The organism is Halomonas citrativorans (genome assembly GCF_014898005.1).
Lineage (GTDB): Bacteria > Pseudomonadota > Gammaproteobacteria > Pseudomonadales > Halomonadaceae > Vreelandella > Vreelandella citrativorans.
The window spans coordinates 1-14129 of record NZ_JABUYX010000003.1 but is presented as its reverse complement, the minus strand read 5'-3'; the positions used below and the strand labels follow the sequence as shown (position 1 = coordinate 14129).

13 protein-coding genes and 2 tRNA genes are annotated in these 14129 nt (G+C 55.2%); 14 read left to right on the top strand and 1 reads right to left on the bottom strand.

Annotated elements, in window-relative coordinates:
* Nucleotides 1–111 precede the first annotated feature (111 nt).
* Entirely contained in the window at nucleotides 112–438 is a 327-nt protein-coding gene (yhbY, locus tag INT20_RS05105) for a ribosome assembly RNA-binding protein YhbY (RefSeq protein ID WP_087108709.1), read from the bottom strand.
* Nucleotides 439–553: 115 nt separating this feature from the next.
* On the opposite strand from yhbY, the gene rlmE reads away from it, so the two are divergent.
* From rlmE to rpsO, 14 genes are all read left to right on the top strand, one after another.
* On the top strand, nucleotides 554–1201 hold the full coding sequence (gene rlmE / locus INT20_RS05100; protein WP_172117600.1) for a 23S rRNA (uridine(2552)-2'-O)-methyltransferase RlmE: 648 nt from the start codon (nucleotides 554–556) through the stop codon (nucleotides 1199–1201).
* Between the two features lie 204 nt (nucleotides 1202–1405).
* Entirely contained in the window at nucleotides 1406–3424 is a 2019-nt protein-coding gene (gene ftsH, locus INT20_RS05095) for an ATP-dependent zinc metalloprotease FtsH (protein ID WP_193053248.1), read from the top strand.
* A gap of 97 nt (nucleotides 3425–3521) precedes the next feature.
* Entirely contained in the window at nucleotides 3522–4436 is a 915-nt protein-coding gene (folP, locus tag INT20_RS05090) for a dihydropteroate synthase (RefSeq protein ID WP_226912055.1), read from the top strand.
* A complete protein-coding gene (glmM, locus tag INT20_RS05085) occupies nucleotides 4433–5782 on the top strand; it encodes a phosphoglucosamine mutase (protein ID WP_172117598.1) in 1350 nt (449 codons plus the stop codon). The genes folP and glmM overlap by 4 nt, the downstream gene beginning before the upstream one ends.
* A gap of 78 nt (nucleotides 5783–5860) precedes the next feature.
* On the top strand, nucleotides 5861–6610 hold the full coding sequence (tpiA, locus tag INT20_RS05080) for a triose-phosphate isomerase (protein WP_193053249.1): 750 nt from the start codon (nucleotides 5861–5863) through the stop codon (nucleotides 6608–6610).
* A gap of 4 nt (nucleotides 6611–6614) precedes the next feature.
* Nucleotides 6615–6974 carry a preprotein translocase subunit SecG gene (gene secG / locus INT20_RS05075; RefSeq protein WP_172117596.1) on the top strand — a complete coding sequence of 120 codons (360 nt, stop codon included), beginning with the start codon at nucleotides 6615–6617 and terminating at the stop codon, nucleotides 6972–6974.
* Between the two features lie 34 nt (nucleotides 6975–7008).
* Nucleotides 7009–7095: transfer RNA gene (locus tag INT20_RS05070), tRNA-Leu, on the top strand.
* 152 nt (nucleotides 7096–7247) lie between these two features.
* A tRNA-Met gene (locus INT20_RS05065) sits at nucleotides 7248–7324 on the top strand.
* Nucleotides 7325–7631: 307 nt separating this feature from the next.
* Nucleotides 7632–8093 carry a ribosome maturation factor RimP gene (gene rimP, locus INT20_RS05060; RefSeq protein WP_172117595.1) on the top strand — a complete coding sequence of 154 codons (462 nt, stop codon included), beginning with the start codon at nucleotides 7632–7634 and terminating at the stop codon, nucleotides 8091–8093.
* A gap of 72 nt (nucleotides 8094–8165) precedes the next feature.
* A complete protein-coding gene (gene nusA, locus INT20_RS05055; protein WP_172117594.1) occupies nucleotides 8166–9680 on the top strand; it encodes a transcription termination factor NusA in 1515 nt (504 codons plus the stop codon).
* A 27-nt stretch (nucleotides 9681–9707) separates the two neighbouring features.
* Nucleotides 9708–12239, top strand: a complete 2532-nt coding sequence (gene infB, locus INT20_RS05050) for a translation initiation factor IF-2 (protein WP_172117593.1) — start codon at nucleotides 9708–9710, stop codon at nucleotides 12237–12239.
* Between the two features lie 18 nt (nucleotides 12240–12257).
* The gene (gene rbfA / locus INT20_RS05045; RefSeq protein ID WP_193053250.1) at nucleotides 12258–12668 is read left to right on the top strand and encodes a 30S ribosome-binding factor RbfA; all 411 of its coding nucleotides are present in this window, start codon (nucleotides 12258–12260) and stop codon (nucleotides 12666–12668) included.
* Nucleotides 12668–13588, top strand: a complete 921-nt coding sequence (truB, locus tag INT20_RS05040; RefSeq protein ID WP_193053251.1) for a tRNA pseudouridine(55) synthase TruB — start codon at nucleotides 12668–12670, stop codon at nucleotides 13586–13588. Before rbfA ends, truB begins: the two co-directional genes overlap by 1 nt.
* Nucleotides 13589–13732: 144 nt before the next feature.
* The gene (gene rpsO, locus INT20_RS05035) at nucleotides 13733–14002 is read left to right on the top strand and encodes a 30S ribosomal protein S15 (RefSeq protein WP_018917553.1); all 270 of its coding nucleotides are present in this window, start codon (nucleotides 13733–13735) and stop codon (nucleotides 14000–14002) included.
* Nucleotides 14003–14129 lie beyond the last annotated feature (127 nt).

Here is a 14129-nt window from a genome sequence, read left to right as displayed (position 1 = left end):
TAGTGGGTGCCCAACTTAATGGGCGCCCATAAAAAAAGCCCGCTTATCAGGTTGATATCAACCGAATCGCGGGCTTTTTATCGCTCTTTGTAACAGCCAGACAGTAACGCGTTAGTGGCGGCCGTGGTGACCCTCGAAGCGTGAAACGTTAGAGAGCTTCGGATTGGCTTTAGGGTTTTTGCGATAAAGCAGTGCCATTTTGCCAATCGTTTGCACGACGTCGGCGCGGCTGCCGGTGACCAGTTCGTTTAGCATGGCCGCACGGTCGTCACGCTCAGGCAGGGCAAGTTTCACCTTGATAAGCTCGTGATCGTTGAGCGCGCGGTTGAGTTCTGTGAGCAAATTTTCGGAGACGCCGTTTTCAGAAACGGTGACCACTGGGTTCAAATGGTGGCCAATGCTGCGAAATGCTTTCTTTTGTGCCTGTGACAAGCTCATGGTATCTTGCGGTATCCCGGTTAGCGCTTAACGTTCCATCTTACGGTGAAATGCCACCAAGTGAAAGCTATCGCGTTAACGCGCCCATCTCTATATTGCAGTGTTAGATTCTGATATGCAGCAAAAGCCCCCGAGTCGTAAACATTCAGTGAGCAAAACCAGCAACAACTGGAAGAAAGAGCACTTTGACGACCAGTACGTGAAACAGAGTTGGCAGGATGGTTATCGCTCTCGCGCAAGCTATAAACTGCTGGAGCTGGATGAAAAAGATAAGCTGCTTCGCCCGGGCATGACGATCATTGATCTAGGCGCGGCACCTGGCGGTTGGAGTCAGATCGCCGCTGAAAAAGTCGGTATGGACGGTGTGGTGATCGCCTCTGACATACTGGAGATGGACGCGCTGGCAGGGGTGGACTTTATTCAAGGCGATTTTACGGAAGAGTCGGTGCTTAATGCGATTCTTGAACGGCTGGGAAATCGTCAGGTAGACCTTGTGATGTCCGACATGGCCCCCAATATGAGTGGTATGGCTGCGATTGACCAGCCTCAGGCTATGTACCTTGTAGAGCTGGCACTAGAGCTCGCCCGTGAGACACTGCCCCCCAAAGGCCGCTTTCTGGCCAAGGTGTTTCAGGGGGAAGGATTTGACGCCTACCTTAAAGAATTGCGCGGCAGTTTTGATCGTGTCGTGATCCGTAAGCCAGATGCCTCGCGGGCTCGTTCGCGGGAAGTCTACTTTTTAGCGGAGGGGTTTCGCGGCTAAACTGACAGGTCGTGCATAGCAAAGATTTATCATCGCGATTGCCAGACAGGCAGGCGCAAGGTGTGTCACATTATACGCATGAGATAAGCGTGATACAGATGGCCCAAAGTTAATAGTGCTTTGGCAATGGTTGAACGCCAGGTACTGGTGTAAGGTCTCAGTATTGGCGTTTAACTGACGGATTCTTGTAATGAGGGTAGCCCCTTGAACGATATGGCGAAGAACCTGATTTTGTGGCTGGTCATCGCGGCTGTGCTACTGACAGTGTTCAACAATTTTAGTACCGAAAGTGCTCCCCAAAGCACCAATTACTCCCAGTTTGTGGAGCAGGTGCAAAATCAGCAGGTGCGTAGCGTTACCATTGATGGCTATACCATTAACGGTGAGCGTACGGACGGTTCGCAGTTCCAGACGATTCGTCCGGCGGCTGAAGACCCCAAGCTGATGGATGACCTGCTAAGCAATAATGTAACGGTGGTGGGTAAAGCGCCAGAGCAGCAAAGCATCTGGATGCGCCTGCTGATCGCAAGCTTCCCGATTCTGTTGATCCTGGCCATCTTTATGTTCTTTATGCGCCAGATGCAGGGCGGCGCTGGTGGCGGTAAAGGCGGCCCGATGAGCTTTGGCAAGTCCAAGGCCAAGCTGCTTTCTCAGGACCAGATCAAAACCACGTTTGCCGATGTAGCCGGTTGTGATGAAGCGAAAGAGGAAGTGGAGGAGCTTGTCGACTTCCTGCGCGATCCAACCAAGTTCCAGCGCCTGGGCGGTACGATCCCTCGCGGTGTATTGATGGTGGGCCCGCCGGGTACCGGTAAAACGCTGCTGGCAAAATCGATTGCCGGTGAAGCCAAGGTGCCGTTCTTCTCGATTTCCGGTTCCGACTTCGTTGAAATGTTTGTGGGTGTCGGTGCATCGCGTGTACGTGACATGTTCGAACAGGCCAAGAAGCAGTCGCCCTGTATTATCTTTATCGATGAGATTGACGCGGTAGGTCGTTCACGCGGTGCCGGTATGGGCGGCGGTAATGATGAGCGTGAGCAGACGCTTAACCAGTTGCTGGTTGAGATGGACGGCTTTGAAGCCAACGAAGGCGTTATCGTGATTGCCGCGACCAACCGTCCGGACGTACTTGACCCAGCGCTGCTGCGTCCAGGCCGTTTTGACCGTCAGGTGACCGTTGGCTTACCAGATATCCGTGGCCGTGAGCATATTCTGGGCGTTCACCTGCGTAAGGTGCCGCTGGCAGAAGACGTTAAACCGTCGATTATTGCGCGTGGAACGCCAGGTTTCTCAGGTGCCGATTTGGCTAACCTGGTGAATGAGTCAGCACTGTTCGCCGCGCGCCGTAACAAGCGCTTGGTCAGCATGGAAGAGCTAGAGCTTGCCAAAGACAAGATCATGATGGGTGCTGAGCGCAAATCGATGGTCATGACCGATAAAGAGAAGCTGAATACGGCTTATCACGAATCGGGCCATGCGATTATCGGCCTGGTGATGCCTGAGCACGACCCGGTCTACAAGGTAACGATTATTCCGCGCGGTCGGGCATTGGGTGTCACCATGTTCCTGCCCGAGGAAGACCGTTATAGCCTGTCGCGTCAGCAGATTCTTAGCCAGATTTGTTCGCTGTTCGGTGGCCGTATCGCCGAAGAGATGACGCTGGGGGCCAACGGTGTCACCACCGGCGCTTCTAATGACATCAAGCGCGCTACCGAACTGGCTCATAACATGGTCGCGAAATGGGGGCTGTCAGACGAGATGGGCCCGATCATGTACGACGAAGATGAGTCACATCAGTTTCTCGGTGGCCCGGGCCAGGGCGGCAGCAAGATGAAGTCGGGTGACACAACGACGCGTCTTGATAAAGAAGTACGTAAGATTATTGACGATTGTTATGAGCAGGCGCGTCAGATCCTGACCGATAATCGCGATAAGCTGGAAGCCATGACCGAAGCGTTGATGAAGTACGAAACCATCGATGCCGACCAGTTGAAAGATATCATGGAGGGCCGTGACCCGCGTCCGCCGGAAGGTTGGAACGACGGTGATTCACCTGGTGGTGGCACGCCCGTTAGCGATGACGCACCGACGACGCAGAACGATTCACCGAACGCCACTGATCATGCGTCTGGTGGTGGTGCTTCAGGGGATGAGGGTGACGAGGATGATGACAAGCCTCGCCGACGCCCCTCTGACCCGCTAGGTGGTTCAACGGGCTCCTGATACGCTCCGGCCACTGCAAAGGCGCCCCAATATGGGGCGCCTTTTTGTTATGCTGTTATTCAGGCAGTAGCAGTGCTTCTTTTTAATAGGCAGCCGCATGAAATCAATAATTGACCCCTCTTTATCACCCGCAATGAATGAGAATGTGCACATGCGTTGCGGGCGCCATGTACTGGATCTCTCTTTTCCTCGCGTTATGGGGATTTTAAATGTTACGCCCGACTCTTTTTCTGATGGTGGTCGGCACGTAGCGCTGGATGACGCGCTGCGTCATGCCGAGCGTATGCTTGCCGAAGGTGCCGCGATTATTGATGTGGGCGGTGAGTCGACGCGCCCCGGGGCTGAGCCGCTAAGTGCTCAAGAGGAGCTTGATCGGGTCGGGCCGGTTGTTGAAGCGCTGGTTCGTGAGCTGGATGCGTTGGTATCAGTCGATACCAGCTGCTCGCTGGTGATGCGCGAATCAAGCGCGCTGGGCGCTGGAATGATTAACGACGTGCGTGCGCTTGAGCGTGAAGATGCCTTAATGGCGGCCATTGGCAGCGGGCTTCCTGTCTGTTTAATGCACCGCCAGGGTGAGCCGCAGGATATGCAGCAGTCACCTTCTTATGACCAGCCGGTGGAAGCGGCTGTCGCTGATTATCTAGCGCAGCGTGTCGCGGAGTGCGAGGCTGCTGGCCTGCGTCGCAGCCGTTTGCTGCTCGACCCGGGCTTTGGGTTTGGTAAAACGGTTGAACACAATTTGCGCCTGCTAAAATATATGGATGCCCTGCAGGCGCTTGGTTTGCCGCTGTTGGTGGGAATGTCGCGTAAAAGCATGATTGGCAAAGTGCTGGGGCGTCCGGTTGAAGAGCGTTTGGCGGGTGGTCTTGCGCTGTCTGCCATGGCCGTTGAGCGTGGCGCTAAAATTCTACGTGTGCACGATGTGGGGCCGACGGTCGATGCCGTTAATATGGCCTGGGCGGTACTCCAGGAGGGGTGCGACATGCCGCTAAACGAGGAAAAATATTCATGACACGACGCTATTTTGGTACCGACGGGATTCGGGGCACGGTCGGACAGGCACCAATCACTGCCGATTTTATGCTCAAGCTTGGTTGGGCAGCGGGCCAGGTATTGCGCCGCGAAAAGGGGCGGACGCGGGTGTTGATTGGTAAAGACACGCGTATTTCAGGTTACATGTTTGAGTCGGCGTTAGAAGCCGGGCTTTCAGCAGCAGGCGTTGATGTGTCGCTTTTGGGGCCCATGCCGACACCAGGTATTGCGTATCTCACCCGCACGTTTCGTGCCGATGCAGGGATCGTGATTTCAGCATCACATAATCCGTTTGATGATAACGGCATCAAGTTTTTCTCGGCAGAGGGTAAAAAGCTCCCCGATGAGACAGAAGACCGTATCGAAGCCATGCTGGAGGCGCCGTTAACGACCGCTGAAGCGGCCCAGCTAGGCAAGGCAACTCGGATCGGTGATGCCGCTGGTCGCTATATTGAATTTTGCAAATCGACACTGCCAGACCGCTTAAGCCTGCATGGGCTAAACGTTGTGCTGGATTGCTCCCACGGTGCGACCTATCACATTGCGCCAAACGTGTTTCGCGAGCTAGGCGCAGAGGTCAGCGTTATCGGCGCGTCACCTGATGGCTTGAATATTAACCATCAAGTAGGCTCTACACATCCTGCGGCGCTACGTGCTGCGGTCATCCACCGGGGGGCCGATTTAGGCATCGCATTTGATGGTGATGGGGACCGAGTGTTGATGGTGGATAGTGATGGCCGCGAAATTGATGGCGATGATATTCTCTATTTGATTGCTCGTGACCGTCATGAGCGAGGCCTGTTAGCAGGCGGCGTGGTCGGCACCTTAATGAGTAACTTTGGCCTTGCTGTCGCGCTTGAAAAGCTGGGTATCCCCTTTAAACGGGCCAAGGTGGGCGATCGCTTTGTCATGGAGATGATGGCGGCTAACGAGTGGGAGCTGGGTGGCGAAGCGTCGGGGCATATTGTATGCGGTCATGTGCAAACCACTGGAGACGGCATTGTCGCTGCTCTACAGGTGTTGGCATTGATGATCCGTGAGCAAGCATCGCTGCCGGAATTGCTGAAAGGGTTTGAGAAAGTCCCGCAGGCCTTGGTGAATGTGCGCTTGCCCGCTGGGACCTTGGCGCATGATGTCATGGCATTAAGCGCCCTGCAGGACGCTGTTGCTGACGTTGAAAAACAGCTGGGTGATCAAGGGCGGGTGCTGTTGCGGCCCTCCGGCACCGAGCCATTGATTCGCGTGATGGTAGAAGGCTGCGGTCACTTGAATGTTGATCAGTTGACTCAGGGGCTGGCTGATCGTGTTCAAGCCTTGCTCAAATAAGGCAGCTGTGCTTGTCAGCGGTTGTCTTGTCAAGGCCGCTCCTATACCATTTCGCTCCACCTTGAGTGAGGAGAGTTCATGCGTACGCCATTAATTGCCGGTAATTGGAAAATGAACGGGTCCGCTGCACTGATAAATGATTTTGGCAGCGCGTTTGCTGATGTCTCGTTACCTGCAGCCTTGGACGTTGTGCTTATTCCCCCCTTTCCTTATCTGGACGCGGCGCGTCAGGCGTTTCGCAATACACCGCTAGCGTTAGGCGCCCAGACGCTCAATCCTATCGAGTCTGGTGCACACACGGGTGAAGTGAGCGGATGTATGCTCAAAGAGTTCGAAGTGGCGTATGTGCTGGTGGGTCACTCCGAGCGTCGCGAGCTGTACTGTGAAAGCGATGAGCAGGTGTTTGATCGCTTATTGGCGGCGCTGGATAATGGCCTGACACCCATTCTGTGTGTGGGTGAGTCACTTGCCGAACGCGATGCCGAGAAGACCATGGATGTGGTATTGCGCCAGGTAGGCTATGCGATGACGCGTTTAGCGCCCGAGCAGCGCCAAGCGGTCGTGATTGCCTATGAACCCGTATGGGCGATTGGTACCGGGCGGACAGCAACGCCCGAGCAGGCGCAGGACGTAATGGCCGGAATCCGCGCCTACCTCGCAGAGTTTAGTGCAGCGCTCGCTGAGCAGATGCGGTTGCTCTACGGCGGCAGTATGAACGCAAAAAATGCGGCTGAGCTACTTGCCCAGCCGGATATCGACGGCGGTTTAGTGGGCGGTGCTTCGCTCAAAACCGATGATTTTTACGCCATTTGTCAGTCAGCAGGATAACGCCATGCAAGTTGCAATTCTTATGGTCCACGTGGTGATTGCGGTCGCCCTGGTTGTATTGATCCTGCTTCAGCAGGGTAAAGGTGCCGAAGCGGGTGCCGCGTTTGGAGGCGGTGCCTCGCAAACGGTATTTGGCTCGCGCGGTAGCGGTAGCTTTTTGTCGCGTACCACCGCGGTTCTGGCAGCAGGTTTTTTCGTAACCTCTATGGCGCTGGCGTACTTTGCAACGCAAGCAGGCCAGGCGCCGGAAGCGGGTATTCCTGATTCACGCCTGATCGAGCAACAGCAAAGCGTTCCAACGCTTGACGATAGCCCTGCAAGTGTGGATAATACCGCGCCAGTGCTAGAGGAAAGCAGCGAGTAAATGCTTGATGTCGCTTTCTTTAGCCTCCCCTGATGCCGAAGTGGTGGAATTGGTAGACACGCTATCTTGAGGGGGTAGTGACCGTATGGTCGTGCGGGTTCAAGTCCCGCCTTCGGCACCATCTGTTTTGCTGGCTCGCCAGCTTCCCAGACTCTTTATCAAACAACGTTCGTCAAAAAACGTTTTGATAAAGAAACCCAGGTTTAGCGCCTGAGACGAAAAGAGTTCTTGACGTAAGTGGTTCAAGTGTCTATTATCGTCGACCTAGATTGATGCGGGGTGGAGCAGTCTGGTAGCTCGTCGGGCTCATAACCCGAAGGTCATCGGTTCAAATCCGGTCCCCGCTACCATTTCCTGGTAGCACGTTAGATAGGCGACTAGCCTGACAGATCATGGTAATGAGATGTCGATAAGGGTTAATTGCCAAGTAGGTAAATCCTGCGCTGTGTTTCCTGGTTGGTATTACAGGTTTCTTATGAAAAGCCCCTTCCTGTGAAGGGGCTTTTTGTTAGCAAGCTTTTTGTTAACAAGCGTGTCTCAAGAGCGGATATCGTCCGAGTTGCCGGAGACACATTCCGGGTAACGCCAATCAGCCTCCTGGCTTCTCTAATAACTCCTGGCCAGGTGCCTGATGCAACGGCTATAGGAGCTTTGTCTGTGGCCACTAAACACGCAGCGCTACATGCGCTAATTGAACCTGTCGTCGCCGCCATGGGCTTTGAGCTATGGGGCATCGATCATGTTTCCCAAGGCAAGCATTCGCGGTTGGTGGTTTACATCGAAAGCGAAAGCGGTGTCAGTGTGGAAAATTGCGCTGATATTAGTCGCCAAGTCAGTGCTGTGATGGACGTGGAAGATCCCATTCCCGGTGAGTACCGGCTGGAAGTCTCTTCGCCCGGTATGGCACGCCCTTTATATACCCTGGATCAATTTACCCGCTATCAAGGCCACCATGTCGCACTTAAGCTGCGCGTGGCGTTTGATGGACGGCGCAAATACCAGGGGCTCTTGGCAGGTGTCGAGGGTGATGAAGTACTGCTACAACTGGATGGCGAGGAGTTCTGCTTTCCGATTGAAAGCATTGATTCAGCGCACATCGTACCGCAGTTCGACGATTAACCGGGTGGCGGCGCTGCCGGCAGGCTGCCGGGGTGATGCACAAAAGGACAGGTTTTCTGGCGAGGCAAACGCATGAGTAAAGAAATTTTAATGGTCGTTGACGCGATCTCCAACGAAAAAGGCGTCCCCCGGGATGTCATCTTCGAGGCGGTAGAAGCGGCTCTTGCGAGCGCGTCACGCAAGCGTTTTGAAAATGAAGAAGCCAATGTACGGGTGCGTATCGACCGCCGTACAGGGGAATACGACACCTTCCGCTACTGGACAGTGGTTGAAGATGACGAATTCGAAACGCCAGATTACGAAATCAAAGAGACCATCGCCGAGCAGCGCGACCCGCCTTTGAAGCTTGGCGACGTTGTTGAACAGCAGATCGAAAACGCGATGTTTGGACGTATTGCCGCCCAAACTGCCAAGCAGGTCATCGTACAAAAAGTGCGTGAAGCTGAGCGCGCTGAAGTGGTTCGCCAATATGCGGACCGTGAAGGCGAGCTGGTGGCCGGTATTGTCAAAAAGACCACTCGCGACGGCCTGATTATCGATTTGGGCGAGAATGCTGAAGCCTTCTTGCCGCGCAATGAGATGATCCACGGCGAGCGTTACCGCATGAACGAGCGGGTTCGCGCACTGCTGGTTAAAGTTGACCCGGATGCACGGGGTGCCCAGCTGCAGCTGTCGCGTACCAACCCGGCGTTGATTATCGAGCTGTTTAAAATTGAAGTACCTGAAATCGCTGAACAGCTGATTGAGATTAAAGGGGCTGCGCGCGACCCTGGCTCACGTGCCAAAATTGCCGTTAAGACCAATGATCGCCGCATCGACCCGGTAGGGGCGTGTGTGGGGATGCGTGGTTCACGCGTTCAGGCTGTTTCGTCTGAGCTGCAAAATGAGCGTGTCGATATCGTGCTGTGGGACGACAATCCCGCCCAGCTGGTCATTAATGCCATGGCGCCCGCTGATGTTGGGTCTATCCTTGTCGACGAGGATGCCCACGCAATGGACGTGGCGGTTGCTCAGGATAACCTGGCACAGGCAATTGGGCGTAGTGGTCAAAACGTACGCTTGGCGTCAGAGCTTACCGGCTGGCGTATCAACGTGATGACCGAAGAAGAAGCTGACTCCAAGCGCGAGCAGGAGATTGATAGCCTGGTGGACACGTTCGTTCAGCACCTTGAAGTGGACGAAGACGTGGCCCGCCTGCTGGTAGAAGAAGGGTTTACTACCCTGGAAGAAGTTGCCTACGTGCCGCTTGAAGAAATGCTCGAGATCGAAGAGTTCGATGAAGATCTGGTTGAAGAGCTGCGTGCACGTGCGAAAGACGAGCTGCTGACGATGGCGATTGCCTCGGAAGAAGCGCTAGACGGTGCCCAGCCAGCAACTGATCTGCTGGAAATGGACGGCATGGAGCGCCATCTGGCCTTCATTCTGGCTAGCCGTGGCATTGTCACTATGGAAGATCTCGCCGAGCAGTCTGTCGACGATCTGGTCGATATCGAGGAGTTGGACGAAGCGCGCGCAGCGGCACTGATCATGACTGCCCGTGCGCCCTGGTTTGAAGACGATAACGCATCGGATTCGAACACACAGTAAACAGGTCACGGGCTGAGGAGGGTCACTATGTCAGATATGACAGTTAAAGATTTTGCAGTAAAGGTGGGCCGTGATGTGCCCCGCCTACTAGAACAGATGAAAGAAGCTGGCTTGAAGCACGCCTCTGAAGGCGATGCCGTGTCTGAAGAAGACAAGCAGAAACTGCTGACTTTTCTGAAGAAAAGCCATGGCGGCGACAGCGACACTGATACAAGCAAAAACCGTATCACGCTGACCCGTAAAACGCGCAGCCGTATTAAAACCGGCGAACGCGGTAAAACGATTGAAGTGCAAGTACGTAAGAAAAAAACGTACGTCAAAAGCGCCGAAGAGGATAAGCCGAAAGTCGCTGAGCCTAAGCATTCAGGTCCGCGTCAGTTGGTAGGCGATATGGCCGAAGCCGAAGCCGAGCGTAAAGCGCGCGAAGCACGTGAAGCTGCCGAGAAAGCAGCCGCCGCTAAAGCCAAGGCAGCGGAAGACGCCGCGCGTAAAGAAGCCGAAGCGAAAGCAGCGGCTGAGCCTAAACTTGAAGTGCCCGAACTTCAGATCGAAGCTGCGCCAGCGACAGAGGAAATGCCGCCAGCACCGCCGAAAGAAGGCCGTACCGACCGTCGTACTGCACCGCCCAAGAAAGCTGTCGCGAAGAAAAAAGGTCGTGATGACGAAGATGACCGTGGTGATCGCGAAGAGCGTAAGCGCGGCGGCGGGGCGAAGAAAGTAAAACGTGCCGAGCGTCGTGGCGGCCGCCGTGGCCCAAGTCAGAGCGGCAATGGCAAGCACGGCTTCCAAAAGCCGACTCAGCCGATTGTACGTGAAGTATCGATCCCTGAGTCAATCAGCGTGGCTGAGCTTGCCGACAAAATGTCGATCAAGGCCAACGAAGTCATCAAGGCCATGTTTAACATGGGCGCGGCCGTGACCATCAACCAAACGATTGACCAGGATACAGCGGCCATCGTAGTGGAAGAGATGGGCCACAAGGTCAAGCTGGTGAAAGATGATGCGCTGGAAACGGAAATGCTTGAAGGCATCTCCTATGAAGGCGAAGAGATCACCCGCTCTCCCGTCGTGACCGTTATGGGTCACGTTGACCACGGTAAGACCTCACTGCTGGACTACATTCGCCGTGCCAAAGTGGCCACCGGTGAAGCGGGTGGTATCACCCAGCATATCGGTGCCTACCACGTTGAAGACAGCCATGGTGGCGTGACCTTCCTGGATACCCCTGGCCACGCGGCGTTTACCGCCATGCGTGCTCGTGGTGCCAAGGCAACCGACGTGGTTATCCTGGTGGTCGCTGCTGACGACGGCGTGATGCCCCAGACCATTGAGGCGATCGAGCACTCCAAAGCGGCTGAAGTACCCATGGTCGTTGCGGTGAACAAGGTCGATAAGATTGGTGTTGATTTTGACCGCATTCGTAACGAACTCTCGCAGCACGGCGTGATTTCCGAAGAGTGGGGCGGTGATACGCAGTTTGTACACGTTTCCGCCAAGACCGGTGACGGTATTGAAGAGCTGCTGGAGGCGATTCAGCTGGTTTCTGAAGTGCTTGAGCTGAAAGCAGTGCCGTCGGCACCTGCTAAAGGCGTTGTCGTTGAGTCGCGCCTTGACCGAGGTCGTGGCCCCGTTGCCACCGTACTGGTTCAAAACGGTACGCTGCAGAAAGGCGACATCGTTCTGGCTGGCCTGCACTACGGCCGTGTACGTGCGCTGACCAACGAACTTGGCCTGCAGGTTGAGAGCGTCGGCCCGGCCATGCCCGTTGAGATTCAGGGCCTGGACGGTACGCCGGATGCGGGTGATGACTTCATGGTCGTGGCCGATGAGAAGAAAGCCCGTGAAGTGGCTAACTTCCGTCAAGGCAAGTACCGCGAAGTACGTCTGGCGCGTCAGCAGAAAGCCAAGCTTGAGAACATGTTTAGCCAGATGGGTCAGGATGAAGTGGCCAAGGTTAATATCGTTCTTAAAGCCGACGTACAAGGCTCTCTGGAGGCGATTAAAGGTGCCCTGGAAGAACTCTCCACTGATGAAGTACAAGTGGCTGTGGTCTCTTCAGGTGTTGGTGGTATCACCGGTACTGACGCCAACCTGGCGCTGGCCTCTGAGGCAATCGTGGTCGGCTTCAACGTCCGTGCCGACGCCGCTGCCCGCGAGATTATCGAGCGTGAAGGCCTGGATCTGCGTTACTACAGCGTCATCTACCACTTGATCGATGAGGTCAAGCAGGCGATGAGCGGTATGCTCGCCCCCGACTGGAAAGAAGAGATCGTCGGTGTTGCCGAAGTGCGCGATGTGTTCCGTGCGCCGAAGATCGGTGCAGTGGCGGGTTGTATGGTCGTCGAAGGTTCCGTGTCTCGCAGCAAACGCATCCGCGTACTGCGTGACAACGTGGTCATCTACGAAGGCGAGCTCGAATCGCTGCGCCGCTTCAAGGACGACGTACAAGAAGTGCGTAACGGTATGGAGTGTGGCATCGGCGTGAAGAACTACAACGATGTCCAGGTCGGCGACAAGATCGAAGTCTTCGATCAAGTCAGAGTCGAGCGCAGCCTGTAAGGCCGCGAGGAGACAACCATGCGCGAATTTAAGCGTACCGACCGAGTAGCCGACCAGCTCCAAAAGGAGCTGGCGGTACTTATTCAACGCGAAGTGAAAGACCCGCGTTTGGGCATGATCACGGTGAGCGGCGTAACCGTTAGCCGTGATCTTGGCTACGCCGATATCCATGTCACCCTGTTGGGTGAGCAGGAGCCTGAGCGTATCAAGGAGAACCTGCAGGTGCTTAAGCGTGCCGCCGGTTTTCTAAGAAGCCAGATTGCCAAACGCATTCAGCTGCGCCATGTCCCTGAACTGCGTTTTCATTACGATGAGAGCGTGGTGCGTGGGCAGCACCTCTCTTCCCTGATTGAAGAGGCCGTGTCGACTGACCGGGCTCGTCAAGCAGGTGAAGAAGGTGATTCTGATCAAGGTGAGGAGACGCGCTAATGGCCCGTCGCCGTCGCGGTTTACCGGTCAATGGGGTGTTACTGCTGGATAAGCCCAAGGGCATTTCCAGCAACCATGCCTTGCAGCGTGTGCGTCGTTTGTTCGAGGCCCAAAAAGCCGGACATACCGGCACGCTGGACCCTATGGCAACCGGCTTATTGCCGATTTGCCTGGGCGAGGCCACCAAGTTCTCCGCGCACCTGCTGGAAGCCGACAAGATGTATCGCACCCGCGTTGAGCTGGGTGTGATCACCGACACCGGTGATGCAGAAGGCACGGTGATTGAACGCCGCGATGTGCCGTCGTTAACAGCGGATGACATTGAAGCTGCTATTGCGCGCTTTCGTGGTGAGATCGATCAGGTGCCGCCGATGTATTCAGCGCTCAAGCATCAGGGCAAAAAGCTCTATGAGCTGGCCCGCGAGGGTAAGCAGGTAGAGCGTGCAGCGCGGCGGGTAAGCGTGTATGATGCGCGCCAGCTTGCGTTTGACGGCGAAGCCTTCGAGCTTGAAGTCACCTGCAGTAAGGGGACTTACATCCGTACGCTGGCCGAAGATATCGGTTTGGCGCTTGGGTGTGGTGCCCACATCAGTCAGCTCCGCAGGCTCAAGACCGGGCCTTTTACGGGCGATGCGATGTGGACGCTGGAAGCGCTTGAAGCATTGGCGGATCAGGCCTCGCGTGAGGCTGAATTAATGCCCGCTGATGTGCTGGTGGATCACCTGCCGACGCTTGAGGTGGACGAAACGGCTTACGGGCGTCTAGCCCACGGTCAATCGGCCAACTTGAGTATTGGTGCGCTGGCCCCCGATGCATTGGCAAGACTTTATTATGCCGAGACGTTTATCGGCCTCGGTGTTGTAAAAGGTGCTCAGGAAGTAGCGCCCAAGCGGCTGTTAAGTACCGTCGCTATCTCGTAAGAGTCTGGGTAAAACGTTGCAAGGATGTGACGGTTTGCGCGAAAATAGTACTGGAAACAGTACGTCGAAAAGAGTCGCCTGAGACTGCAAATATGCGTGGTCTCACCCATTAAATTTTAGGCATATTGCTTACTGGAGAGACAGATGGCATTAACCGCTGAAACGAAAGCCGAAATCGTCAACGAATACGGCCGCGGCGATAACGATACCGGTTCCCCTGAAGTGCAGGTTGCACTGCTGAGCGCCAACATCAATGGCCTGCAGGACCACTTCAAAACCAACAAGCAGGATCACCACTCGCGTCGTGGTCTGATCCGCATGGTAAACCAGCGTCGTAAACTGCTGGACTACCTGAAGCGTAAAGATTTCGAACGCTATCAGTCTCTGATCCAGCGTTTAGGTCTGCGCCGCTAAGTTATTGTTGGCGAAGATTGAGAAACGGGCAGCTCCTTGTGAGCTGCCCGTTTTTTTATGGTGCGCCAGGCATGGCGCGCAGCGCCTTAACAGGCGCTATTCCTGAGGGTGGTGCCTCAGGATGACT

Excerpts from the sequence above, each read along its gene's own strand:
- yhbY (WP_087108709.1), bottom strand. The coding sequence starts at position 438 with ATGAGCTTGTCACAGGCACAAAAGAAAGCATTTCGCAGCATTGGCCAC.
- rlmE (WP_172117600.1), top strand. The coding sequence starts at position 554 with ATGCAGCAAAAGCCCCCGAGTCGTAAACATTCAGTGAGCAAAACCAGC.
- folP (WP_226912055.1), top strand. The coding sequence starts at position 3,522 with ATGAAATCAATAATTGACCCCTCTTTATCACCCGCAATGAATGAGAAT.
- glmM (WP_172117598.1), top strand. The coding sequence starts at position 4,433 with ATGACACGACGCTATTTTGGTACCGACGGGATTCGGGGCACGGTCGGA.
- tpiA (WP_193053249.1), top strand. The coding sequence starts at position 5,861 with ATGCGTACGCCATTAATTGCCGGTAATTGGAAAATGAACGGGTCCGCT.
- secG (WP_172117596.1), top strand. The coding sequence starts at position 6,615 with ATGCAAGTTGCAATTCTTATGGTCCACGTGGTGATTGCGGTCGCCCTG.
- nusA (WP_172117594.1), top strand. The coding sequence starts at position 8,166 with ATGAGTAAAGAAATTTTAATGGTCGTTGACGCGATCTCCAACGAAAAA.
- infB (WP_172117593.1), top strand. The coding sequence starts at position 9,708 with ATGTCAGATATGACAGTTAAAGATTTTGCAGTAAAGGTGGGCCGTGAT.
- rbfA (WP_193053250.1), top strand. The coding sequence starts at position 12,258 with ATGCGCGAATTTAAGCGTACCGACCGAGTAGCCGACCAGCTCCAAAAG.
- truB (WP_193053251.1), top strand. The coding sequence starts at position 12,668 with ATGGCCCGTCGCCGTCGCGGTTTACCGGTCAATGGGGTGTTACTGCTG.
- rpsO (WP_018917553.1), top strand. The coding sequence starts at position 13,733 with ATGGCATTAACCGCTGAAACGAAAGCCGAAATCGTCAACGAATACGGC.